This window comes from Herbidospora galbida (genome assembly GCF_005233835.1).
Taxonomy (GTDB): Bacteria; Actinomycetota; Actinomycetes; order Streptosporangiales; family Streptosporangiaceae; genus Herbidospora; species Herbidospora galbida.
In genome coordinates, this window is record NZ_SZQA01000031.1 from 31,733 (window position 1) to 55,965 (window position 24,233).

The 24,233-nt window shown below is 70.6% G+C and carries 19 protein-coding genes; 9 read left to right on the forward strand and 10 right to left on the reverse strand.

The features are described from left to right. Positions 1-59: 59 nt before the first annotated feature. Together FDA94_RS27520 and FDA94_RS27525 are read right to left on the reverse strand one after the other, a co-directional pair. The gene (locus FDA94_RS27520; RefSeq protein WP_137249978.1) at positions 60-1,376 is read right to left on the reverse strand and encodes an alkyl sulfatase dimerization domain-containing protein; all 1,317 of its coding nucleotides are present in this window, start codon (positions 1,374-1,376) and stop codon (positions 60-62) included. Between the two features lie 48 nt (positions 1,377-1,424). Continuing rightward, on the reverse strand, positions 1,425-4,022 hold the full coding sequence (locus tag FDA94_RS27525; RefSeq protein WP_281286637.1) for a helix-turn-helix transcriptional regulator: 2,598 nt from the start codon (positions 4,020-4,022) through the stop codon (positions 1,425-1,427). 269 nt (positions 4,023-4,291) lie between these two features. On the opposite strand from FDA94_RS27525, the gene FDA94_RS27530 reads away from it, so the two are divergent. Beyond that, positions 4,292-5,170, forward strand: coding sequence for a hypothetical protein (locus tag FDA94_RS27530; RefSeq protein ID WP_137249980.1), 879 nt, complete (start codon positions 4,292-4,294; stop codon positions 5,168-5,170). On the opposite strand, the gene FDA94_RS27535 is transcribed toward FDA94_RS27530, so the two are convergent. Both FDA94_RS27535 and FDA94_RS40050 read right to left on the reverse strand, forming a co-directional pair. Beyond that, positions 5,158-6,621 carry a CHAP domain-containing protein gene (locus FDA94_RS27535; RefSeq protein ID WP_170991151.1) on the reverse strand — a complete coding sequence of 488 codons (1,464 nt, stop codon included), beginning with the start codon at positions 6,619-6,621 and terminating at the stop codon, positions 5,158-5,160. The two genes, FDA94_RS27530 and FDA94_RS27535, sit on opposite strands and share 13 nt — an antisense overlap. A gap of 134 nt (positions 6,622-6,755) precedes the next feature. Further along, the gene (locus FDA94_RS40050) at positions 6,756-9,026 is read right to left on the reverse strand and encodes a serine/threonine-protein kinase (RefSeq protein ID WP_212735536.1); all 2,271 of its coding nucleotides are present in this window, start codon (positions 9,024-9,026) and stop codon (positions 6,756-6,758) included. A gap of 358 nt (positions 9,027-9,384) precedes the next feature. Between FDA94_RS40050 and FDA94_RS27545 the strand changes: the two genes are divergently transcribed. The 3 genes from FDA94_RS27545 to FDA94_RS27555 are packed head-to-tail and all read left to right on the forward strand — an operon-like array spanning position 9,385 to position 11,648. Then, on the forward strand, positions 9,385-9,993 hold the full coding sequence (locus tag FDA94_RS27545; RefSeq protein ID WP_137249982.1) for a LuxR C-terminal-related transcriptional regulator: 609 nt from the start codon (positions 9,385-9,387) through the stop codon (positions 9,991-9,993). A 40-nt stretch (positions 9,994-10,033) separates the two neighbouring features. Continuing rightward, positions 10,034-10,435 carry a hypothetical protein gene (locus tag FDA94_RS27550; RefSeq protein WP_137249983.1) on the forward strand — a complete coding sequence of 134 codons (402 nt, stop codon included), beginning with the start codon at positions 10,034-10,036 and terminating at the stop codon, positions 10,433-10,435. Positions 10,436-10,439: 4 nt separating this feature from the next. Continuing rightward, on the forward strand, positions 10,440-11,648 hold the full coding sequence (locus tag FDA94_RS27555; RefSeq protein WP_137249984.1) for an alpha/beta fold hydrolase: 1,209 nt from the start codon (positions 10,440-10,442) through the stop codon (positions 11,646-11,648). On the opposite strand, the gene FDA94_RS27560 is transcribed toward FDA94_RS27555, so the two are convergent. Continuing rightward, on the reverse strand, positions 11,611-14,736 hold the full coding sequence (locus tag FDA94_RS27560) for an NACHT domain-containing protein (RefSeq protein WP_137249985.1): 3,126 nt from the start codon (positions 14,734-14,736) through the stop codon (positions 11,611-11,613). The genes FDA94_RS27555 and FDA94_RS27560 overlap by 38 nt on opposite strands. A gap of 36 nt (positions 14,737-14,772) precedes the next feature. Here FDA94_RS27560 and FDA94_RS27565 point away from each other — a divergent pair, with 36 nt between their 5' ends. Then, complete coding sequence (locus FDA94_RS27565) at positions 14,773-15,447, forward strand: ThuA domain-containing protein (RefSeq protein ID WP_137249986.1); 675 nt, start codon at positions 14,773-14,775, stop codon at positions 15,445-15,447. Here FDA94_RS27565 and FDA94_RS27570 read toward each other — a convergent pair. The 4 genes from FDA94_RS27570 to FDA94_RS27585 form a co-directional block, all read right to left on the reverse strand. Next, positions 15,415-16,062, reverse strand: coding sequence for a MerR family transcriptional regulator (locus tag FDA94_RS27570; protein WP_137249987.1), 648 nt, complete (start codon positions 16,060-16,062; stop codon positions 15,415-15,417). The two genes, FDA94_RS27565 and FDA94_RS27570, sit on opposite strands and share 33 nt — an antisense overlap. A 10-nt stretch (positions 16,063-16,072) precedes the next feature. Further along, complete coding sequence (locus FDA94_RS27575; RefSeq protein WP_342778550.1) at positions 16,073-16,891, reverse strand: SAM-dependent methyltransferase; 819 nt, start codon at positions 16,889-16,891, stop codon at positions 16,073-16,075. A 212-nt stretch (positions 16,892-17,103) separates the two neighbouring features. Beyond that, positions 17,104-18,045, reverse strand: coding sequence for an SIS domain-containing protein (locus FDA94_RS27580; protein WP_137249989.1), 942 nt, complete (start codon positions 18,043-18,045; stop codon positions 17,104-17,106). Between the two features lie 12 nt (positions 18,046-18,057). Continuing rightward, entirely contained in the window at positions 18,058-19,146 is a 1,089-nt protein-coding gene (locus FDA94_RS27585; RefSeq protein WP_137249990.1) for an aminoglycoside phosphotransferase, read from the reverse strand. Between the two features lie 182 nt (positions 19,147-19,328). Here FDA94_RS27585 and FDA94_RS27590 point away from each other — a divergent pair, with 182 nt between their 5' ends. From FDA94_RS27590 to FDA94_RS27600, 3 genes are read left to right on the forward strand one after another with little or no spacing between them, the layout of a single operon-like run. Beyond that, positions 19,329-20,123 carry an ABC transporter permease gene (locus FDA94_RS27590; RefSeq protein ID WP_246060188.1) on the forward strand — a complete coding sequence of 265 codons (795 nt, stop codon included), beginning with the start codon at positions 19,329-19,331 and terminating at the stop codon, positions 20,121-20,123. After that, positions 20,116-20,895 (forward strand): ABC transporter permease, encoded by a 780-nt coding sequence (locus tag FDA94_RS27595; protein ID WP_246060189.1) that lies wholly within the window; start codon positions 20,116-20,118, stop codon positions 20,893-20,895. The genes FDA94_RS27590 and FDA94_RS27595 overlap by 8 nt, the downstream gene beginning before the upstream one ends. After that, positions 20,892-21,926 (forward strand): ABC transporter ATP-binding protein, encoded by a 1,035-nt coding sequence (locus FDA94_RS27600; protein ID WP_137249992.1) that lies wholly within the window; start codon positions 20,892-20,894, stop codon positions 21,924-21,926. Before FDA94_RS27595 ends, FDA94_RS27600 begins: the two co-directional genes overlap by 4 nt. A 135-nt stretch (positions 21,927-22,061) precedes the next feature. Here FDA94_RS27600 and FDA94_RS27605 read toward each other — a convergent pair whose 3' ends face one another. Next, positions 22,062-22,748 (reverse strand): TetR/AcrR family transcriptional regulator, encoded by a 687-nt coding sequence (locus FDA94_RS27605; RefSeq protein WP_137249993.1) that lies wholly within the window; start codon positions 22,746-22,748, stop codon positions 22,062-22,064. Between the two features lie 108 nt (positions 22,749-22,856). Here FDA94_RS27605 and FDA94_RS27610 point away from each other — a divergent pair, with 108 nt between their 5' ends. Further along, positions 22,857-24,224 carry an NAD(P)/FAD-dependent oxidoreductase gene (locus tag FDA94_RS27610; RefSeq protein ID WP_246060190.1) on the forward strand — a complete coding sequence of 456 codons (1,368 nt, stop codon included), beginning with the start codon at positions 22,857-22,859 and terminating at the stop codon, positions 24,222-24,224. Positions 24,225-24,233 lie beyond the last annotated feature (9 nt).

The following is a 24,233-nucleotide window of genomic DNA, read 5'->3' on the forward strand; positions in this document are numbered from 1 at the left end:
CGCCGGGCCGCTCGCGGGGGAGCCGATCGGCCCGGTCGCAGCACCTGCTGAAGGCAGGGTCACCGGTCGTGGGCGGGGATCCACCACATCCGGCCGTCGGACACCTCGTGGTACACGTCGAGCAGGTCGCAGCCGGTCACCTTGCTGCGCGACTCGGCCGCGGCCCAGGCGTAGACCCCCCTGGCCATCGCCCCGGGCTCCTGCTGGACGCGGAGGGCGTACACCCTCGCCCTGATCTCGTGGATCTTGTGGTCGTCGGGCTCCGCCTGGACGGCGAGCTCGGCCAGCTGGCAGGCCAGCCGAAGGTCGCCCTCCGCCGCGGCGACCACGGCGCGCCCCGCCACGGTTCCGGCGCCCGCCGCCAGGTCGGCGATGGCTCTGGCGAAGACGGCGTCCGGGGCGGGCTTGAGGCTCGCCGGGTTGCCGTCGTGCCAGCCGCCGTGCAGGCGCCAGATGTTGCGCACGATGAACTCGGGCTCGTCGTAGTAGGGCTGCAGGTAGGGGCGCTGCGACAACTCCAGCGGTGGCTTCACGGTGTGCAGGATCTCGTCGAGGCGCGCCCCCGCGTTCATCAGGTCGAGCGTCTGCTCCACCAGACTGTCGAGGTAGTCGGCCGTGTCGATCAGGGCCCGGCGCACCCGCAGGGCGCCGGTGATCGGCAGGCCGTGGCCGGGCAGCAGGATCTCCGCGTCGAGCGTGGCCATCGTCCGCAGCGCGACGGCCCACTCGTCGGGATACCGCTGCACCCGCTGCGGGTTCCCGGCGCTGGGGGTCACCCAGACGAACAGGTCGCCGGTCAGCAGGATGTTCCGTTCGGGGATGTGCGCCCACGTCGCGTCGTCGGTCTCGCCGCGGGCGTGGTGCAGCTCGAAGGTGACGTCCCCGAGCGTCAGGGTGAGCCGGTCCCGGTAGGTAAGGTCGGGCACCCGGTAGGTGGCCGGCCACTGCATCTGCCCGAACCCGAACTGCCGCTGGTTGATGACCGAGTTGTAGCCGGCGGTACGGGCGTAACGGGCGAACCGGTTCGCCACACCCTCATGTGCGACGACGATGGGCCGCGTCCCTTCTTCGTCGTCGAAGCACTCCATTCCCCCCACGTGGTCGAAGTGCCCATGAGAGAACACGGCGTAGCGAACCGGTTCGTCCGACCAGGCCCGGATGGCCTGGTGCATCGCCGGGGCGTCGATGGCGTTGCCCGTGTCGAACAGCGCCAGCCCCGCCTCCCCCTTGACGGCGTACACGTTCCCGAAGGCCGGCCACATGGCCACGCCCTCGGTGACCTCCTGCACGCCGTCGGCCCGGAGTTCGGCGAGCGGCACCTCGTGTGCACGCACCGCTCCGCGCCACACCTTGTCGGCGTACTCCAGGATCCCCATGAAGCCGATGGTGCCGTGCTGGCTTCGGTTGTCGCAGTAGGGAGCTCCCTACAACTCCCCGCGCTCCACGGCGAGCGCCACTTCGAGGCGGGAGCGCAGGCCCGTCTTCGCGTAGACGCGGCTCAGGTAGACCTCGACGGTCTTGCGGCTGTAGTGCAGCTCGTCGGCGATCTGCGGGTTCGACCGGCCCTCGGCGACCAGTTCGATGACGCGGCGTTCGGCCGGGGTGAGCGTGGCGGAGGGCGCGGGGGCGATGCCGGCCTCGCGCATGTGCTGGAGGGTGCGGTCGCGCCAGGGGGCCGCGCCGAGGGCGGTGAAGAGGGTGTGCGCCTTGGCGAGCTGCGCGGGGTCGGCGTACAGGCCGATCATGAGCCGGGCGCGGGCCTCCTCGTAGGGGAGGCCGCGGGCCTTCTCCAGCGCGGCGTGGGCGCGGTCGGCGTCGCCGAACGCCCACGCCATGGCCAGGTCGGCGGCCATCTTGGCGCGCGGGGTGCCGTTGCGGGCGGCGTCGTCGAGCCGCTCGGCGGCCGGACGGGCGCCCACGGTCTCTCCGGTGACGGCGTGCCAGATGACCTCCACCGCCAGCACCCGGTGGAGCACCTCGGGCACCCCGGTCGCCTTGGCCAGCTCGATCGACCGCCACGACGCGGCGCGGTCGCCGGTGCCGAGGAAGAGCCGCGCGTTGTACATGTGGCGCAGGCCCGTCTGGGTCGCGCCGGCGGGCGGCGGGTCGGCCAGGATCGCCCGCGCCTCGTCGTAGCGGCCCTGGTCGAGCAGGATGTCGGCCTCGACGTTGCGCAGCAGCGCGTGGTTCTCCAGCAGGCCCGCCTCGGTCAGCGGCCCGGCCGAGGCGCGGATGTCGGCCAGGGCCTTCTCCCACTCGCCGCTCAGGCGGCGGACCACGGCCGTGGTGCGGGCGTTCTGCCCGGCGATGTCGTGCCAGCCGAGGCCGCGGTGGATGTGCTCGGCCTCCTCCAGCAGCTTCAGCGGACGGGCGAGCTCGCCGCCGGTCGCCAGCACGTGGGCGGCCGACTCCAGCGCGGCCAGCCGCGCGCCGGGCGGCATCGCGGCGGCGAAGGTCAGCAGGAACGACACCGCCCGTTCGGTCTGCGGCCAGTCGCCCTCGACCAGCGCCCACATGGCCAGCGCCCCGGCGGTGATGACGCGGTCCTCCGGCGGGCAACTCGGCAGCCCCGCCCACGCCAGGCGCGCGGCGTCGTCGGGCGGGCGGCGCAGCTCGCCGAGCAGCAGCGCCCGCTGGGCCAGCAGGGCGGTCGGGTCGTCGGCGCGGGGGAGCTGCTTGGCCAGGATGGCGAGGGCGACGTCGTACCAGCCCATCGCGTGGGCGGCGCCGACGGCCACGTAGGAGGTGCGGGTGTGGCGGCGGCCCGGCGGCAGCTGCGCCAGCGCCCGCTGGGCGGAGTTGAGCGCCAGGGCCGGGCGGGAGCCCTTCCAGTACGACAGCGCCTGTAACGCCATCAGCTCGCCCTTGTTCTCGGCGATCTCGGCGGCCCGGCCGTACCAGTGGGCGGCCGACAGCGGGGCGGTCCAGCGGGTCACCTCGGCGGCCCGCAGCATCGCCGTGCGGGCCTCGTCGGGGGTGCCGCCCTCGGCCATGTGGGTGGCCCATTCGAGCACCCGCCGGGCGCCGCTGAGGCCCTGCCGCTGGAGCATCGCGGCGATGCGGGCGTGCAGGCGGCGGCGTTCGCCGGCGTTGAGGTCGGTGTGCAGCGCCTCGGCCACCAGCGGGTGGGCGAACGCGTAGCCGTCGCCGGTGTCGACCAGCACCCCGTCGCGGACCAGCGCGACCAGCGCGCGCTCGGCGGCCCGCTTGTCGAGCCCGGCGAGCTCGGCGACCTCCTCCAGGGTGCCCGGGGTGTCGATCGCGGTGGTGTCGCGGGTGCGGCCCAGCGTGGCCAGCACCCGCGCGAGGTCGCGGCCGGCCTTGTCGCGCTGGAAGATGCGGCTCAGGATCGCGCCGCGGCGGGCGCCCGGGTCGGGGGAGCGCACCGCCCCGCCCTGGACGAGCGCGAGCACCGCCTCCTGGACGAACCACGGGTTGCCCTGGCTCTCGGCCAGCACCCGGTCGACCATGCTGTCGCTCGGCGTCCGGTCGAGCAGCGACGTGATCAGGTTCCTGACCTCGGCGCGCGAGAGGGGGTCGAGGCGTACCGCCATGTCGACCTCGAGCGACGGCGGCCGCCGCGCGGTCACCACGATCGCGAGGCCGGGACAGCTGCGCGGCAGCGTCTTGAGCAGCCGCAGCGTGTCGGCGTCGGCGTGGTGGACGTCGTCGATGGCGAGCAGGGTGCGGCCCGGCAGAGCGGCGATGAGCTGCGCGGCCAGCGCTCCCGGCGCGGCCACCGGATGGCCCTGGTGGTGACCCAGCGCGGCCCGGTCGATGGCGTCGTAGAGCTCCCACAACCGCTGCTGCGCCTTCGGCTCGCGGCCGAGCGACTCCAGGGCGTCGACGAGCGGCGCGTAGGCCAGGCCCTCGTCGAGCTCGCGGGCCCGTCCTCTGAGCACGCGGAAGCCCGCCGCCTGGGAGGTCAGCTCACCCAGCAGGTGGGTTTTGCCGAGCCCCGCGGCACCGGTGATCAGAATGGTGCGCGGCGTTTCCCGGAGAGCCGATTCCAGCTCACGCAGGAGCTGGACACGGCCGAGGCCCCTGTCGACGGGACGTCACCCCCTTCACGTGCGTCACAGAGCTGACGCGGTGATCCGGTTGAACGTTCACCCGATGTGTGCAGAAATCGTAGATTGCCACGGCGGTCGTGACCAGAGCCGCGAGACGCGGGCGGCCGAAGGCCGACTGTGGCTCGCGGTGGGGAATCTGCCTGACAATACGGCCTCACCGTCAGATTCGGCGATTAGTGACATGGCGGACGGGTGCGCCGGAACGTACATGTCAGATCGTGGCTTATACCGATGAGCAGCTCGGACTGGCCGCCCAGGTCCGGGCCGCCCTCCTCACGCCGCCCGCCGACGCGCGGCTGCCCGGCTGGGACGCGCTCGGCGCGACCGGATTCCTCGGGTGTTTGGTATCGCCGGCGTCCGGCGGGCTCGGATTACGATTCGCCGACACGGTGCCCGCGTTCACCGAGACCGGCCGCGTGGCGCTCCCCGGACCTCTCGTGGAGACGTGCGTGCTGGGCGCGCTCCTGCTGCCGGAGCGCTTCCACGGCCCGCTCGCCCGAGGCGAGCTGCGGGTCTCGGCCCGCGTCGGAGACACCGTGTACGCCCCCGACGCCGACACGGCGGGCCTGCTCGTCGTCGAGCGCCCCGGCGGCGTCCTGGAGGCTCTCCCGCCCTCCGCGGTACGGCTCACGCCCCGTCCCGGCCTCGACCCGGCCCGCCGCCTGTTCAGCGTGTCGACTGAGCGTCCCGGCATCCCCCTGGGCATGCGGGTGTCGGCCCTGCCGGCGCTGCGGATCGCGACCGTCGCGGTGGCCGCCCAGCTCGTCGGCCTCGCCCGCCACCTGTGCGCGGTCGCGGACCTTCCGCCTGACGCGGCCGACTGCGCCGGTTCGCTCGTGTACGACGCCGCGGTCGTCGCCGGCGACCATGCGTCGCGGACCGAAGGGGAGGTCGTCCGGGCGGTCAGCGCGGCCAAGGCCGCCGCCGGAGAGGCCGCCGCCGGGGCGGCCCACGCGATCCTGCGGCAGGGACCGCGCGGGCACGACCTGTGGGTGGCACGGGTGTGGTCGCTCGGGTCGGCGTACGGAGACACCGGTCTGCACCGGGCGCGGCTCAGAGCGGCACGCCTGGGAAGCCCGGAGCTCTACCGCCGGTGACGGCCTCGGTAGTCCTTCGACGCCGCAGGCGCCGGGCGGCGGTGGTTGGCCAGGAAGACCATCGCCAGGAGCACCACCAGCAACGGCGCCACGAGTCCCTGCGCGCTCGGCGCGTGCGGGACGGAGTAGGGCGCCGGCCGGCTCGCGGCGACCGGGAGGGTGCTGATCTCCGGCGCCGGTTCGGCGTGCACGAGCGGCGTCTCCGCCGCCATCTCCTTGAGGAGGATCACCTTGGGAATGGGCCCCCGGGACGCCTCGGGGGCCGGTCGGGCCTCCTCGACGACGGCGGGGGTGTCGGCCCAGACGAGCGGACCACGGTCAGGACAGCCGTTCTCGTCGCCGCCGGTACACCCACCGGGCCCGACACCGGCAGGCGAGCCGGAGTCGGAAGAGATCCCAGGAGTGTCGTCGGCGCCGATACCCGACCAGACGTGATGCGATCCGGGGCTGGACCAGGTGTCCGTCCCATCGCCCGACCTGAACCCCGGCTCGTCCGCCGATCCGCCACCCCACCTGGTGTCGGGACTGGCGCCGATTCCGATCTTGGGCAGGGCGTGCGATCCGGGGCCGGTGTTCGCGCCGGTGTCGGTTCCGTTTCTGGCGTCCGATCCGATGTGGGCTCCGGGGCCGGTGCCCCTGCTGGTGTCGGTTCCGGTCTTGGCGTCCGAATCGGTGTCGGGTCCCGCGCCGGTGTTCGTGCCGGTGTTCGTGCCACTGTCGGTGCCGGATTCGGTGTCCGAACCGGTGCCGGAGGTCGTTCCCGAGTCCGTGTCGGCGCCGATTCCCTGTCGCGGCCCCGAGCCGGTGTCGGATCCGTGGCCGGGGCGGCCGTCGAAGCCTGGCTTGTCGTCGGAGTTGCCGCCGGGCCTCGTGTCCGGCCTGTCCCAGGGCCTGGGGTGCGGGCCCATGCCGGGCCGCGTGTCGGGCCGGCCGTCGGAGCCGGTCTCGGTGTCCGAGCCGGTGTCGGTCGTGGTGTCCGAGCCGGTCTCCGGTTCGCCGGCGGTCTTCTCCAGGATCTGCTCCGGGTAGCCGAACCCGACGACCGTCCCCTCGTCGTGGGTTCGTTCCTGGACCATGTTGCTGGTGTTGCCCTCGATCGAGGTGAACTGCGAGCCGTCCACCTTCGTCACGAGTCCTACGTGATCGATACCGTCGACGCTTCCTCCGCCGTCCCAGTCGAAGAAGACGACCGCCCCCGGCTGCGGCTTGTGACCCCAGGCCCCCTGCGCCTGAAACCACTCCGCGTGCGCGACGGTGTAGGAGAACTCTCCGAACCAGTCGCTGTAGCCGAGCTTGTTCGCCCCCCACGAGAGGAACATGTCGCACCACGGCTGGTACGAGTAGTCAGCGTCGGTCTCGACGGCGTTGTACCAGTCCCCGAACTTGGTGTAGCCGCCGGATTGCTCTTGGTATCCGATCTCCTTCCTCAACAACGTGATGAGCTTCTGCATCTCTGGGGTCATATGTGACATCCATTACGCTTCGGGGTCAATCTGCGTGAATGGGATGTTCATGGACCTTTAAGGTGCAGGTCAACTCACTTTACTCAAACATGACCAAACTGGACAAAAGGGATCTTCGCAGGTCAGAGGGCTCGACCAGGTCCCGAGTCCGACGGCGTAGGGGTTTGGGGCTCCTCCTCCACCGGGCAGGCCGGAGATTCGAGTGTGACCGTCTGGGCGGCCGTGTCTCCTCCCGGGGAGGCCGTCACGCTCACCTGCCGGACGTCCCGCGCCCCGCACGGGGCCTGCTTGTAGCCGGTCTGGAACTCGCGGACGTACTCTTTCTCCCCGCTCAGCTCGGCCGTCGCGGTCGTCACGATCGGGTTGGTCTCCCGTTCGCCGACCCGGACCGTCCGGGTGAACGTCACCGCCAGTGTGATCGGCGCGGTGCTGCCCGAGGTCACCCTGACCGTCGCGAGCGATCCGTTCCACCCCTGCAGGCCGACCGAGGGCGGCGCGCAGTCGGGCCCGGTGACCCGTTTCCGGCTGGTCTGGGTGCCGTTGGCCGCCGCCGGTTCGGTGGTGATCTGCACCGTGTACGTCGAGGTCTGGCCGCACGCCGGCGTGCCCAGGTCGGTGCGGGCGGTGAAGGAGTACTCCCGGTGCCCCGACAGGGTCGTGCTCGACGACTTGGTGACCTCGCCGTCGCGGTCGAACCGGGCCAGCACCTTCACCCGGCCGATGCCGTCGGCCTTGAGCCGCACCCCGGCGGCCTTGCCGTCCCAGCCGGTGATCGTGACGTCGTCGACGGCCGGCGGCGGACACGGGCCGCCCTTGACCGAGACGGTCTTCGAGGCCGTCTTGCCCGCCGAGGGCGAGGTCTCGACGGTGATGCGCCGGTAGGAGGTCGTACCGCACGCGGGTGGGGTGAAGGCCTGCTGCACGACGGGGGCGTAGGCGGTCGCGCCCGCGAGCGGGACCACCTGCGGCGGGAGCGTGTTGAGCGCCGACTTGTCGGTCCCCTCGGCGAACCGGACCGTCATCGTGACCTGCGCCGGGGTGTTCGTGGCGAGGCGGACCGTGGCCGACTGCCCGTCGAACGACTGGATGTTCAGGCCGGAGACCTTGAGCGGCGGCGGTGGAGCGGTCGCCGTCGCGGTGGCCGTGGCGGTCGCGGTCGCGGTCGCGGTGACCGTCGGCGTGGCGGTGCCCGGCGGCAGGACCGTCGACGGCTGCTCGGTCGTGGCCTCCTCCGACGGCTCTTCGGTCGTCGTCGGCTCCACTTCCGGCGTGGCCGGGGGCGTGGTCTCCTCCACCGGTACGACCGGCGGCGGCGCCTCCTGGGTGGGGGTCTGCGTGGGCGGGCGTAACGTGGTGCCGCCCGCGACCGGGGTCTGGCCGTTGGCCGCCACCACGATCGCGATCACCACCGCCGCCACCAGCGACCCGGCGATGGCGAACCGCGGCGCGAACCGGGTCAGCCGCTGGCTCAGGATCGTCCGCGCCAGCGAGGTGTTCACCTGTGGCGCCGGCGTCGACGGCTTGGCCAGCGGGAACATCAGCGCCATCAGCGTGGCCAGCTCGGCGAGGTGCCGCCGGCCGCGCTCCTCCCAGTCGCGGCCGTAGGCGGCCAGGGCCGCGAGCTCCAGGTCGGCGACGAACTGGTCGGCGGTCGGCGGCCGGGCCATCGGGTCTTTGGCCATGCCGCGCCCGACCAGCGCCCTGACCGAGCCGGGCACCTCCATCGTCGGGATCGGCGCCCCCTGGTGCTGCCGCCGAAGGGTGCCCACGTCGAGCGAGTGGTAGGGCCGGTGGCCGGTCAGGCACTCGAAGAACACGCAGGTGGCGGCGTACACGTCGGTCGCCGGGCTGGCCGGGTTCCCGGCCCACTGCTCCGGAGCCATGTACGACGGCGTGCCCGTCGCCTGCCCCGCCTCGCCGACGTGGCTGGCGATGCCGAAGTCGGCCAGCTTGCTGGTGCCGTCGGCCTGGACGAGCACGTTCTCGGGCTTGTAGTCGCGGTGCACCACGCCGTGGGCGTGCGCCGCCGACAGGCCCAGCAGCGACCCCTTCAGCACCACCAGCGCCGCCTCGGGCGAGGTGTTGCCGTGCTCGGCCAGGATGCTCCGCAGCGACACCCCGTCGACGAGCTCCATCACGATGGCCGCGTCGCCCCGGGGCGACTGCACGTATTCGTACAGCCGCACCACGTTCGGGTTCTCCAGCTCGACCATGAGCCGGGCCTCACGCTGGAAGCTGGCCAGGAAGCCTGGGTCACGTCGCAGCGTCTCGCTCAGATACTTGATGGCGACATAGGCTCCGGTCGTCTCGTATGTCGCCAGCACGACCCGGCCGCCACCCCCGGCACCGAGTTCGCGTACCTCCCGGTAGCCCGGAACCGTCCACGTGCTCAACTGCGAAGCCCCCTCCATCGGGCACCCGGCGCGAAATGTCACCTAACGCCGCGTACTCATACGAAGGTCTCACCGCATCGTCAGCTTGTCACCGGACTAGAAATGTCACCTTGTCGCTGCAAACCCGTTGGGCATAGGGCGTAACCGACAGTCGCGAAGCCCTGACCTGCGAGGTTGGTGCGACCTTGGCGAACACGGCCTGAGCATTGATGTCCGTTGGCAATACTGGAGGGCGTAGGTGACCGGTATGCCCGGTCCGTATCGCGGACACGCGTAAATAGCGAAAAAGTTCGTCCGGATATCCCCTTGTCCGAGACCGTATCGCGTGTCCAGAATCTAATTTTGGGGGTGGGACACCATGATCAGAGTCGCCGTTGCCGACGATCACCCGCACGCACAGGCCGGGATCCGCCGCCTGCTGACCCGGATGCCCGAGGTGGGGTCGATCGTCGCCGCCCCCTCCACCGACGCCGAGATCGACGTCGTCCTCCTGGCCCTCTACGGCGACGACCGCCGCCCGGCCCTCGCCGCGATCGAGGGGTGGACGCCCCGGGCCCGCGTCCTCGTCACCGCCGCCCACGGCGATCCGTCCGACGTCGTCGCGGCCCTCCAGGCCGGCGCGTCCGGCTATCTCCCCAGGAACACCGCGCCCGACGAGTTCCGCCAGGCCGTCCTCCAGGCCGCCGCGGGCGGGTTCGCGCTCGGCCAGGGGCTGGCCGAGGTCCTGCGCGGCCAGCTCGCCTCGGCCACCTCGACCCTCTGCCTGCGCCCCGCCCTGTCGCCGCGCGAGACGGAGACGCTGCGGCTCATCTCGAAGGGATGCACGCATCCCGAGGCGGCCAAGGCCATGAACATCGAGGAGCTCTCCGTCGACCAGCTGGTCGTCCGCATCCAGGTGAAACTGGGTTTCGGCAACCCCCGCGACCTCCGCCGCGTGACCGAAGACCTGGGACTCCAAAGGCTCTGAGGGTTGCGTGTGGCTCGGCGTCCGGAAGACGCTGGGCCCAGTGGAACCGAACGAGTACGAGGAGCAGATCCGACTGCACCTCGCGGCGATAGCCCGAAGAGCGGCCGGCCCGGAAGTCGTCGACGCTCTCCTCGCGCACGCCCGGGTCGCCCGTTCACCGGCCTCGGTGGACGGCGCGGTCCGCGCCGCCCGCCTGCTGTGCGAACACGACGCCCTCGAACACGAGAGCACACTGGTGCGCGCCCTCCGGTCGGGCGCCGACACCCTGATCAGACGTCCCGCCATGGCCCTGCCCCTGGCCGAGGAGGCCGTCTCCCTGGCCCGCGGCCTCGGCGGCCCGCCGCTGATCGTCGCCCTGGCGACCCTGTCACGGGTGCTCAGAGCGGCGGGCAGGGGAGCCGAAGCCGACGCGGCCGAGGCCGAAGCCGAGTCGCTATCGTGACGCGGTGACCGTTTCGCTGACCGACCACGTCTTCACCGTCCCGCTCGACCACACCGACCCGTCACAGGGGTTGATCGAGGTGTTCGCGCGGGAGGCGGTCGACCCCCGGCGGGCGGACGACGACCTGCCCTGGCTGGTCTTCCTGCAGGGCGGACCGGGCGGGAAGTCCCCCCGGCCGCTCGCCGCCGACGGCTGGCTCGGCCACGCGCTGCGGACCCACCGCGTGCTGCTGCTCGACCAGCGGGGCACGGGCCGCAGCACCCCCGTGACGGCCAAGTCCCTCCCCGCCCCCGACGGCCCCGAGCTGGCGGCGTACCTGCGCCACTTCCGCGCCGACTCGATCGTGGCCGACGCCGAGCACATCCGCCGCGCCCTGGGCGTCGAGCGCTGGTCGACCCTGGGCCAGTCCTACGGCGGCTTCGTGACGTTGACGTATCTGTCGCAGGCCCCCGACTCCCTGTCGGCCTGCTACGTGACGGGCGGCCTGCCGGGCCTGCACGCCGACGCCGACGAGGTCTACGGCCGCACCTACCGCCGTGTGGCCGACAAGCTCCAGAGGTATTTCACCCGCCACCCCGACGACCGCGCCCGCCTCGACGGCCTGCTCGCCTTCCTGGAACGCAACGACATCCGCCTCCCCGACGGCGACCGCCTCACCCCCCGCCGCCTGAAGTTCCTGGGCATGGAACTGGGCACCGGCAGCGGCGCGGAGTCCCTGCACTGGCTCCTCACCGAAGCGTGGGTCGGCGGCGAACTCTCCGACGAGTTCCTCTACCAGGTGATGGCCGAGACGTCCTTCGCCGGCAATCCGCTGTACGCGGTCATGCACGAGTCCATCTACGGACAGGGCGCCCCGACGAACTGGTCGGCCCATCGCCTGGCCCCCGACCTGCCCCTGACCGGGGAGATGATCTACCCATGGATGTTCGACGAGATCCGGGCGCTGCGGCCGTTCAGGGAGACGGCGGAGCACCTGGCCCAGATGACCTGGCCCGCCCTCTACGACCCGGCCCGGCTGGCGGTGAACGAGGTGCCGGTGGGGGCGGTCGTCTACTACGACGACATGTACGTGGACGAGGGCCTGTCGGCGCGGACGGCGCGCGAGGTGGGCAACGTGACGACGTGGGTGACGAACGAGTGGGAGCACGACGGACTGCGGGTGTCGGGGGAGACGGTCATCCGGAAGGTGCTGGGCTTGATCCAGGCCAGGTGAGCCGATAGCGACCGCCCTCGGCGCGGATGATGCGCCGGGCACGGGCGAACAGGTGCGGGTCTGACTGAGCGATCTCTTCGAAATCGGCCGGGGTCATCCGGCGAACCCAGTTGAAGGCGACCACGGGAGCCGCCGAGGGGTCGACGTCGAGTTCCATCAGCGTCACGGCCGCCAGCAGCGCGCCGGTTGGCGTTGCGTGGTCTTCGCCTAGCAGCCGGTCGATCAGGTGGAGATGGCGGCGATCGCGAGCGACCACGTGCAGCGCACAGTCGAGTAGCTCAGCAGTGTGTGCGAACCGCGAAAATCTAACACACACGGCGGCGATGAACTCATCAGGCAGGTGATGTCGCTCTCCGTAAAGGAGCTGGAGAAAGCGACGCTTCATCCAGGGATCGTCATGGAAGATGAGATCAAGTTGGCTTGAGTCGGGGCGGGAGCTGAGCCAGGCGTCGAGAAGCGCGCCTAGGAGCGAATTCGCGGGTTTGCCGGAAGCGCTCACGAACGTCGTCGCGAGCTCCAGTCGGTCGCGGAACGCCATTTCCGCAATGGCGTTTATCGAATGGCGCCCACTTCCGGTGTCCAAAGACGTGCGAGCCGGCCGCACGACCCAAACCGCCTCTCGACGGTCGCGAGTGATTTGATGAGTCCATTTGGCGATCTCGTCAGGCGCGCGGAGTCCGGCGACAGGTCCGCCGACGGTGATCTCGCGCTCGTTCCCCTCCTCCCAGGTTCGTGTGATGGTCAGCCAGTCGTTAAGAGCCTGCCACTCCTCGCCCGCCATGCCCGCCCGCCAAAGATCGACGAGGTTCTGCCACTGGTGGATGTGCGCCGGTCGCGTGCCGAAGAGCTCTCCAGCCCGTGTCGGTCCGCTCAACACGCTGAGCAGCAGGACCACGTTGGCCGTGCGGCAGGCCACGTTCTGCACTGCGGAGACAGGGCTGGGCCTGTAGTCGCCGACTCCGACGGAGGCGTCGAAATAGGCGTCCCGGAACAGCCGGAGAAGCAGGAGCCTTTCCCGGAAATCGTCCTCGCGCATTTCGTCGAGGAAACGCAGAATCGGTGCTCGGACGGCGAGGACGGCGAACGACAACAGGTCCGTCAGAATCGTCTGCGATCTCTGCTGGAAGGACCTGCGGCGTCCTTCCTGCTCGGCTTCCTCACTGACCTGGCTTCTGATCAGGCGGGCGATAAGGTATTCACCGAAGGTGGCGTGCAGGAACTCGTAAGTGCTAAAGGCGTCAGTATCCTGCTGGGCGTGTGTCTGGTGGACGAAGAAGAACCTACCCAGCACCTTCTGCGCGGCGGTCAGCGGACGCCGGAACCCGGTCGTCGCGACCGTGCTCTCCGGCATGAGCGCGGCGAGGTCGCGGTTCAGTTCTTCGTGAGTGACCCACTGCTGTCCGCGGTTGAACATCGCGAATGCCGCGACCGAGAGCCGCTGCAGCTCGAACTCGACCAGGTCGGTAAGGGCGTGCTCGTCGAGGTCCTTCTCGTGTTTGCGGATCTCCCGTGCCGCGAACCGGCTGAGAAGACGTTCGTACAGTTCCGACTGGAGCAGCCGGCCGGCCAGCGCCGCGCCGTCGGCATCGTAGAGGGCTAGCATCAGCAGGAGCAGCGGTTGCCGGGCCAGATCCGGATAGCACAGCACATTGGGCAGCGACAGGTTCGCGCCCGTGCTGCGGTTCCACGCTTCGACCCAGACGCCGACCTGGTCGTCGGAGAAGGGCTCCAGCCGGAGCGCCACCGACTCTCGGGGAACTCGGCACCGGTCGGCGACGGCGGTCCGGGTCGTCACGATCACCGCGAGTGGGCGACCCAGCGACGCCTCGCGGTCCTGGAACTCCATGGCCTGCCGGAGATAGTCGGCCCGGTTGACCCCGGTCGCCTGGAGCAGTTCGTCGAGGCCGTCGAGGAGCACGACGGGCAGCGCGCCCTCCGCCGACCGGACCAGGTCGGGCCAGGAGATCGTCTCCCCCGTCGTCACGTGGACGCCCGCCTCGATCTGCTCCTGGATGCCTGCGTCGGCGGGCACCTGCCGCAGTGGTACCCGGATCGGCAGGAAGTCGCTCGACGGCAGGCGCGCCGCGAGCATCTGCGTCAGCACCGACTTGCCCGCGCCGGGCTGGCCGAGGATGAGCATGGGAGCCTGTAACGCCTCGAATGACGTGAGGTGTCCGGCCAACAGTTGTCCCAGGTCGCCGCGGATCTCCTCTCTGTCCCACGTGGATTCCAGACTCAAATCGCTACCGCTCGGATCACCCACTCGCCGGAAAATCGGCACGACATAGCCTTCGCCGAGGCTAGGAATGCGGAGGTCGCCGACCTGCTCGTCGCTGGGGATGATCGGGCGGATCAACGCTCCCGCGTTCAGCACGTGGATGCTCCGCACCTTCGCCGACGGCACCCGCCCGGCCGTCACTTCCATCAGCATCTTCTCCAGGCTGGCGAGTGCGGTCTGGGTCGACTCGTGGCCGCGGATCTGAGCCCAGAAGGCGAACTCCGGAAAGTCGGACGCGAGCTGGTGGTAGAGCTCCTCGTAGTGGCGCGTCGCGGCCTCGGGGAGTTCCGTCATCACGTCTTCCCAGAGGTCACGGGTGACAAAGTTCGGGCCGTTGGAGAGGAGTGCAGGGATTGTCGTTGACGCGAGCCCGTAGGTCCTTCGCAACTCGTCCAATTGCAGGGAAGTCGGGGTCACCGGGTCGCGTTCGAGCAGGAAGGACCGCAGTCGCCTTACGTCGCTCATCGCCGACTCGACGGCCGGGCCGTCGATCCCCAGCAGCTTGAGCGGAAAATGCGGCGGGAGCACATCGTCCAAGGCTTTGAAGAACGCCGTCGTGATGATGACCTCGTGCGCCGCGACCAGCCGCTCGGTCCGGGTCGCGCGGGGGAGCTTCCCGAGCTTCTCGCGCAGGCTCCCCAAGAGCTGGTTCGCCAGCCGGATCGCCTCCGTCTTCGCGTCGAACAGGCTCACGGCCGCCGGGCCGCCCAGGAACAGCGCCGCCCCCAGCGCGTTGTCCAAGGCCTTGATCAGCCGAGAATCGCCGCCCAGTAACTCCACCGCGTCGGCGTAGGTCACCCGCTTGGCCATTCCCTGATCCTAGGGACCTGTGATGCAGTTGCGGGTATGGCGCGAAATCTCATTCTTTCCGGAGGTGTGGCCCACGACTTCGCGGCCACGTCACAGACCCTGGCCGAGGTCCTCCTCGAAGCGGGCATCGAATCCGAGATCACCGAGGACATCGCCGGCGCCCTCTCCGAACCCCCGCAAGTCGATCTGATCACCCTTAACGCCATGCGCTGGAGCAACGAGCGCGGTCACTTCGAAGACCAGCGCGACCTGTGGCATCTTCCGCTTCCCCCGGACGCCCGCGCGGTCCTGCTCGACCATCTGAACAAGGGCGGCGGCGTCCTCGCCATGCACACCGCCTCCATCTGCTTCGACGACTGGCAGGGCTGGCCGAGGGTGCTGGGCGCCTCCTGGAAGTGGGGCAAGTCGCACCACCCGCCGATCGGCTGGACGACCGTCCACGTCAACCGCGACCACGTCATCACCGACGGGCTGCGTGACTTCGACGTCGTCGACGAGGTCTACAGCGACCTCGACGTCCTCCCCGACGTCACTCCGCTCGCCACCGCGCTCGGTCAGCCGGTGCTGTGGGCCCGGAACGTCAGGAGGGGCCGGCTCGTGTACGACGCCCTCGGGCACGACACCCGGTCCTACGACTCCCCGATTCACCGCACGCTGCTGTGCCGCGCGGCCCAGTGGCTACTTCGGCAGCCCGTCGGCATCTGCGAGTAGCCGGGCCGACTCCGACTCCTCGGCCAGGCGGCGCACCACGTCCAGGACCCGGCCGTAGAGCACGGTGCCGATCACGTGGGCCTCGATCGCCGACTCGCGGGGGCCGTCGAACGGGATGCGCGACATCTCGTGGTCGCGCACCAGGCCGCCGACCGCCGCGGCGTAGGGGCGCAGGTCGGGCAGGGTGACCTGCTGGTCGAGGCGGCGGAGGGTCACGATGGTCTGGGCGAGTTCGTCGCGGCCGGGGGCGGCCGGGTCGACCCGCCAGCCGCGTTCGCGGATGAGCTCGTCGACCATGGCCCGCGCGTCGGCCCACTCCGGGGTGTCCTCGGGTTCGGTCTTCGGGGACAGCGCGTAGTGGGCGGTGCCGAGCATCTCGTGGACGCCCTTCGACTCGTCCTCCACGGCCTCGATCACGGCCCTGATGGCGGAGATGGGTAGTTTGCCCACTTCGAGCAGGGCTCTGATCAGGCGGAGCCGCCGCACGTGCGGGGCGCCGTACACCGAACGGGTCGCGGAGACCTGTTCGCCCGGCGGCAGGAGCCCTTCCCGCAGGTAGTACTTGATGGTCGGGATGGGTACGCCGGTCGCTTCGCTGAGCTGGGAGATCCGCACGCTGGATATGCTAGCTATCCAACCGGCCCACTCCGGCGAGCCCGATCGCCCCGCTCGACGACGTCGTCAGCGCGCGGGCCACCGGGTCGTCGGGGCGCCAGTCGGCGATCTCGACCAGCCCGGGCTCGGCGAGGGTGAAGCCGTCGAACAGCGACAGGACCTCGTCGTGGGTGCGGAAGGCGAGGCCGCCGGCCGAGCTCTTCGAGTAGATCTCCTTGCCGGCCGTCAAGTCGTCGCCGAAGGCCTCGCCGGGGCTCATATGGGAGATCACCAGGTGGCTGCCGGGGGCCAGGGCGTCGCGGAACCCGGCGACGTGCCGCCGGGCCTCCTCGTCGTCGGTGACGAAGTGGAGCACCGCGACCATCAGGACGGCGACCGGCTGCGTGAAGTCGAGGTGGGCCCGCACGTCGGGGTCGCCGAGGATCCAGGCGGGCTCGCGCAGGTCGCCCTCGGCCACGACGGTGTGCGGGTTGTCGGCCAGGATCGCGCGGGCGTGGACCAGCACCATGGGGTCGTTGTCGACGTACACGACCCTGCAGTCGGGGGCGTGCCGGAGGGCCACCTCGTGAACGTTGTCGCGGGTGGGCAGGCCCGCGCCGATGTCGAGGAACTGCCGCACCCCCTGGTCGATCAGGTGGCGGACCGCCCGGCCCAGGAACTCGCGGTTGGCCCGGGCCAGCTCCTTGGCGTCGGGCGAGATGGCGTTGATCGCCTCCGCGGCCTCGCGGTCGACGGCGAAATGGTCTTTGCCGCCGAGGAAGTAGTCGTACATCCGGGCCACGCTCGGCGTGAGAGGGTCGACGCCCGGGGGTGCCTTTTCGAGGGTCACGCCCGCGATCCTAAACCGCATCAGACTCACTGGTATGCCGAAATGTCGGATCACCGCAACCGGCACTTGAGTGGGAAATCGTCCGGGATTAGCGTGATTTGTGCCCGCCGGGACGGATCGCGCCCCGCCCCGGTGGGCCTCTATGAATTGGTGTGGAATGTCACTATTGAGCCACTTAGGGTCCGAGCGGAGCCGGAACACCGGTAGCTTTCCTACCCGTGCGCCCACCACGACGCGGCGACCAGCTCGGCCACGAGCGTCTCCGTGAGGAGCGCGACGCCGGGATCGTCGTCATGCCGGTAGCGCACGCTCCCGGCCTGTCCGGCGACCTCGCCGCCGACGGTGACGACCGTGGAGCCCCGCTCCCTGACCCACTCCATCGCCTGCTCGTCGTAGGGCGAACCGGGGAACAGCAGGGCGCGGTAGTCGTAGGTCTTGGTGAGGTAGACGTCGACATGGGCCCAGTCGCCGGTCTCGCAGGCGGTGGCCTGGCGGCGCGGCCCCTCGCGCACCATCAGCGCCGACTGGTCGGCCGACGACAGGCGCTCGGCGGGGGCGATCGTGTAGACGCCGTGGGGGCCGTCGAGCAGTTCCATGACGCCCGGAAGCCAGTCGCTCCGCCGGTCGAGCAGGTCCTGCGTCGCCTCGGCGGCCCGTCTGACCAGCGATCCGTCCATGGAGCGGTCGGTCAGGGCCAGCAGCAGGGCGAGGGTGTGCTGGAAGGTCCGGCACGCCACCCCGCCCTCCTCGGGGCCGGCCAGCATCGGGATGACGTGGTCGGCGCCCTTGGTGATCGGCGAGCCGTCCTTGTTGGTCAGCGCGGCCACGAACGACACGCCCCGGTGGCGGGCCACCGCGTCGAGGGTCTCGCGGCTGCCCCCGGTGGCGGAGATCGCCACGACCAGGGTCGCCGGGTCGGGCGGGTAGCCCAGGCCCGTCGAGGCGTAGTCGGCGGCGGCGTCGATCCCGAGGGCGCGCAGGCGCAGGGCGGCGACGCGGGCGGCGTACCGGGAACTGCCCATGCCCAGGAACAGCACCCGCCGCACGGTGTCGGGCACGCCGTCGAACAGGCCGCCCGCGTCGAGCGCGGCGGCCAGCCGATCGAGCGACTCGGGCTTCTTCAGCAGGTCGTCGAGGAACTTTCCGGCGTCCATTCCAGCAGCCTCTCAGAACCAGGTCCGCAGCACGCCCATGGGGGCGTAGCGCCAGCGCTCCAGGAACCGGCCCGCGTAGATGAGCTCCCGGCACAGCTGCTCGGCCTCGAAGGGCCGCAGCAGCGAACGGTCGAGCAGGTCGGCCCGCCCGGCCTCCTCCAGCCGTCTCGTGTACGCGTTCTCCAGCCCCTCCCGGGCGCCCCACACCCAGGCCGAGATCGCCTGGGGGTCGGCGCCGCGCCGCTTGATCGCGACCTGACCGGCGTTCTCGACGCTGATCACGAGCTGGGCCAGGTCGCGCGCGGCCGGCTGGTAGGGCGAGGCGTCCGGCACGGTCGGGTTGCCGTCGAAGTCGATCAGCGAGAAGCCGCCCTCCCATTCGATGATCTGGCCCACGTGCAGATCACCGTGGACGCGCATCACCTGGGTCTCGCCGGCCACCTGCAACGGCGCGAGCTCCCGCCGCAGGTCGGCGACGTGGTCGGCCAGCCAGGCCGCGTCGGTCTCGTCGGTCGTCAGGGCCAGCGCCTCGTCGAGCGCCCGCGCGGCCCGCGCCGACCACGCGTCGGTGGCCGGCATCAGGCGCACCGGCTCGGCGACGACCTCCGACGGCGTCGTCATGGCCAGGTGAAGATCGGCGGCCAGGGTGCCGATCTCCGCCGCGAAGGCGGTCCGGCCGGCGGCGGCCTCCTCGGCGCACCACTCCCAGCCGTCGCGGGCCCCCGGCAGGTACGCCGTGGCCAGCCCGGCCAGCGCGTCCCCGCAGAAGATCGCCGCGTACGGCTCCGCCGTGCGCGTGAACCCCGCCTCGGCCAGATGGGTCAGCATCTCCAGTCCGGGATGCGGGCCCTCCGACGGATGGGGGAACCACTTCACGATCACCTTCTCGCCCACGACCACCGACCGGTGCGTCTGGTCGACGGTGATCGCGCGTTCTCCTGCCGGGAAGTCCGGCAGCGGGCGCATCTCGCGCACCGCGAAGGGCGCCGGTGCGGCGCCCAGGTTCCGGAGGACCTGCTCGGTCACCCCGGGACCCGCCTCAAGCTCGTCGCCGAGGCGCAGGACGACGTTCCCCGGCAACGCCCAGTCTGCGGACTCCACCGCGCTCTCCTGAATGTCGGTTCAACTGGAAACACAAACTCAGAGCTCACCCCGCGCGGCACAGTCTTGTCTAATTTGATGTCTCCTGCAACACTCGCCAAACATCAGAAGGGGGGCCCGGTATGTCGCGTGGGCGAGGTTCGAACCTCGCGCGGTTGATCTTTCTCGGACCTGGGCTGATCATGTTGACGCTGCTGGCCGTGGTGCCGATGCTGCTCATGCTCAGCACCATGTTCTTCCGGCGCGGACGTTTCGGCGGGGTGGTCTACGAATTCACCACCGCCAACTTCAGCAGGCTGTTCCAGCCGCTCTACCTGAACGTGATCCAGGACAGCCTGGTCGTCGCGGGCGTGGTGACGGTGCTGGCGCTGCTGATCGGCTATCCGACGGCATACGCCATCGCGCAGCTTCCGCCGAAGTGGAAGACGATCGCGCTGCTGGCCGTCATGCTGCCGTTCTGGACGAACTTCCTGATCCGTATGTACGCCTGGACGATCCTGCTCAGCGGTCCCGGCCTGGTCAACGAGGCGCTCACCGGCATCGGCCTGATCGACAAGCCGCTCGAACTGCTCTACACCAGGGGCACCGTGGTGGTCGGCCTGCTCTACGGCTATCTGTCGCTGATGATCCTGCCGATCTACTCGGCGGTCGAGCGGCTCGACCCGCGCCTGCGGGAGGCCAGCGCCAACTTGGGCGCCTCTCCGGTCCGCACGTTCTTCAGCGTCACGCTGCCGTTGACGCTGCCGTCCGCGCTGATCGGGGCCGTGCTCGTGTTCGTGCCCAGCTTCGGGAACTTCGTCGTGCCGGAGATCCTCGGCGGCGGAAAGGCGATCATGGTGGGGAACCTGATCCGCGACCAGTTCCTCAAGGCCCGCGACTGGCCCTTCGGCGCCACGATCGCGCTGGTCATGGTCGTGGTCACGGTGGTCCTGCTGCTGGCCCAGGCGGTCGTCTCGCGGAGGACGCGCAGTGCGTAAGAGGTCGTCGCGTATCGTCTTCCTGCCCCTGTGGCTGGTCTATCTGTTCTTCTACGTGCCCATCGCGGTCGTGGTCTTCATGTCGTTCAACGCGGGCGACAATCCGTACATCTTCAAGGGCTTCAGCCTCGACTGGTACGGCAAGCTCGCGGGCGACGAGACCATCCTCCAGGGGCTCGGCAACACCCTCATCGTCGCGGTCGGCACCTGCCTGGTCTCGACGGTCGTCGGCACTCTGCTCGCCGTCGGCCTTGCCCGGCACACCCGCTCGAAGGTGATCGAGGCGATCGCCACGATGCCGGCCATCCTGCCGGAGCTGATGCTGGCCATCGGCCTGCTCATCTTCTACACCGCGATCGACTTCACGCTGGGGCTGACCTCGATCCTGCTGGCGCACCTGACCTTCGGCATCCCGCTGGTGGCGGTGGTCGTCAGGGTGCGGCTGGCCTCGATGGACACCTCGCTGGAGGAGGCCTCGACCGACCTCGGCGCGAGCCCGCTCCAGACGTTCTTCCGCATCACCCTGCCCGGCCTGGCCCCCGGCATCGCGGCCGGCGCCCTGCTGGCGTTCACGTTCTCGCTCGACGAGTTCGTGCTGGCCTTCTTCTCGGCCGGCCCGACCGACCCGACGCTGCCCATCGTCATCTACTCGATGGTCAGGTTCGGCGTGACCCCCGACATCAACGCCCTGGCCACTCTCCTGCTGACCGTCAGCGTCGTCGCGGTGCTCGCCGTCCAGCGCATGACCCGAATCACGGAGTCCCTCAAATGACACTGCTTTCCATCGAGGGGGTATCCCGGAAGTTCGGGAACGTCACGGCCCTCTCGGACGTCTCGATCGACATCCAGCAGGGCGAGTTCTTCGCCCTGCTCGGGCCGTCGGGCTGCGGCAAGACGACGCTGCTGCGCATCCTGGCCGGGTTCGAGACGCCCGATCAGGGGGGAGTCCGCCTCGACGGGACCGACCTGCTCAAGCTGGCCCCGCATAAGCGCCCGGTCAACCTGATGTTCCAGTCCTACGCGCTGTTCCCGCACATGACGGTGGCCAAGAACGTCGCGTACGGGCTGGAGCGCGAGAACCTCCCCAGGGCCGAGATCAAGGCCCGGGTGGGCGAGGTGCTGGAGAAGGTCGGCCTGGAGCCGATGGCCAACCGGCGTCCGGCCCAGCTGTCGGGCGGCCAGCAGCAGCGCGTGGCGCTGGCCCGCGCCATCGTGAAGCGCCCCCGCCTGCTGCTCCTGGACGAGCCCCTCTCGGCCCTGGACAAGAAGGTCCGCGCCGAGATGCAGCTCGAACTCAAGCGCCTCCAGCACGAGGTCGGCATCACCTTCGTCGTGGTCACCCACGACCAGGAGGAGGCCATGTCCCTGGCCGACCGCATCGCGGTCATGGACCAGGGCCGTGTCGAGCAGGTCGACGCCCCCGTGACCCTCTACGACCGCCCGCGCACCTACTTCGTGGCCGACTTCATCGGCGCGAACAACCTGTTCACGGGCGCGATCCGCGGCGGCGTCTTCTCGGCCGAGGGCCTCGGCCCGCTGCCGTCGAAGGCGACCACGGCCGACGGCTCGGCGGCGCTGGCGATCCGCCCGGAGCGGGTCCGGCTGACCGAGCCGACCCCCGGCATGGTGCAGGGCGTGGTCGTCGACGTGAGCTTCTACGGCGGCGTCTCCCACATCGCGGTCGAGGTCACGGGCCTGGGCCGCAAGGTCCTGGCGGCGACGCAGGGCTCGGCCCGCATCACGCCCGGAACCGTCGTCGGGGTCACCTGGCGCCCGGAGGACGCGGTCCTCATCCCGAACTGACGACCGCTTCAGATCCGCCCACCGCCGCGTTCCGGTCGATCCGGGACGCGGCGACGGGCTGTCGTCGTGGTTGTTCAAGGGCGCGAGGTCGCGCCCTGTCCGATGCTCGACGTCCGATGCTCGGCGGGCGCCGAATCAGGAGGCGTCTCGGGGGCGGGGGGTGGAGCCGCCGTTGCGCTGCCTCGTCGTGCGGGTGGTCTTCGGGCGGGCGGCCGGCTCCTCCTTGAGCGGGTGGCCGGTCGACATGCGGGCGAAGTCGAGGATGAGGCTCACGGCCTCGTCGGGGCCGATCGAGTGGTGGCGGGCGATGATGCGGTAGCCGTAGGCGTCTTCGAGGGCGACCAGGTTGCGGGCGATCTGCTCGGAGTCGCCGGCCAGTTTGAACACGCCCTGGGCCGCGCCGATCTCCAGGATGGTCTGGTACATCGCCACCTGGCGGTCGTAGAGCGTGGTCAGCAGCGTGCCGTAGACGCGGTTGCGGCCGGCCGCGCCGCCGAGCTCGCACAGCAGGCGCACGCCCGCGTCGTCGGGCCCCTCGGGCAGGCCCGAGCGGATGGTCGTGATCAGCTTCTGGGCCGGGTCGGCGATGCCGCTGATCTTCTTGACCCGCTGCTCGTAGAAGCGTTCCATGCCGGCGTGGTGGGCCTCGATCAGCAGGTCGCGCAGATCGGGGTAGTGGTAGAGCACCGCACCCGACGTGAGACCCGCCTCTTCTGCGATCTGGTTCAGATGGACGCCCTCGGCACCGTGCTGGATCATCGCGCGCCTGGCCGCGTCGATCAGCTCGACCCGCCGGTCTGCCCTGCTCTTGCGCTGAGTCATCGCACCCCGCCCCGTATGGAGGATCTCACAACTAGTGTCGCAGCTCTTGACGTGGTTGCTCGATAAGTATTTGAATCACGATTCAACAAATATCGGTCGGAGGGGATCGTGATTACGGACGCACTGCCGCGGGTCTTCTGGACCGACCGGCCCGGTCCGGCCGCGTACCCGCCGCTGACGGGGACGACGACGGCCGACCTGCTGATCGTGGGCGGCGGCTTCACCGGCCTCTGGGCTGCTGTGCTGGCCAAACAAGAAAACCCCGCCTGCGACGTCGTTCTGGTCGAAGCCGAACGTATCGCGTTCGGCGCCACCGGCCGCAACGGGGGCTTCATCGCCGACTCCATCACGCACGGCCTGACGCACGGCGCGCACCGCTGGCCTGGGGAGATCGATCTGCTGCTGGCGATCGGCCGGGAGAACCTGGCCGCCATCGCCGATTTCGTCGCCGACCACGACATCGACGCCGACCTCCGGCTGATCGGCAAGACTACGGTCGCCGTTGCGCCCCACCACGTGACCGAATTGCGGGCCGCCGAAAAGCGGCACCGGGACCATGGCGAGGACGCCACATTCCTGGACGCCGGGGACATGCGGGCCGACGTCCACTCGCCGACCTACCTGGGCGGACTGCGGCTGCGCGGCACCGGCGGCCTCGTCGACCCGGTGAAACTGGCCTGGGGCCTGCGCCGCGTCGCCGAGGACCTCGGCGTGCGGATCTACGAGCACACGCCGGTGACGGGGCTGGAACGCTCCGGCTCCTCGGTACGCGTCCCGACGCCCCAGGGCGCGTTCGACGCCCGCCAGGTGCTCATCGCGACCAACGCGTTCCCGTCGCCGCTGCGGCGGCTGCGCAACTACGTCCTGCCGGTGTGGGACTACGTGCTGGTGACCGAGCCCCTCGACGCCGATCGGCGGGCCTCGCTCGGCTGGGCCGAGGCGCAGGGCATCACCGACGCGGGCAACCAGTTCCACTACTACCGGCTGACCGCCGACGGCCGGCTGCTGTTCGGCGGGTACGACGCCGTCTACAACTTCGCGGGCGGCGGCACCGACCAGCGCCCCGCCTCCCACGCCCTGCTCGCCCGGCACCTGCTGGAGACCTTCCCGCAGCTCGAAGGCGTACGGGCGACCCACCGGTGGGGCGGCCTGATCGACTCGACCAGCCGCTTCACCCCGTTCTTCGGCACCGCCATGGGCGGCCGGGTGGCCTACGCCCTCGGCTACACCGGGCTCGGCGTGGGCGCCTCGCGCTTCGGCGCCCTCGCCGGGCTCGACCTGCTGGCGCGGCGGGAGACCAGGCGTACCGGGCTGAAGATGGTGCGCCGCCGCCCGGTCCCGTTCCCGCCCGAGCCCATCAGGTGGCCGGTGGTCGAGTTCACCCGCCGGGCCCTGGCCCGCGCCGACGCGAACGAGGGCAGACGCGGGCCGTGGCTCCGCGTGCTCGACCGCTTCGGCATCGGTTTCGACAGTTAGAAGACCCAG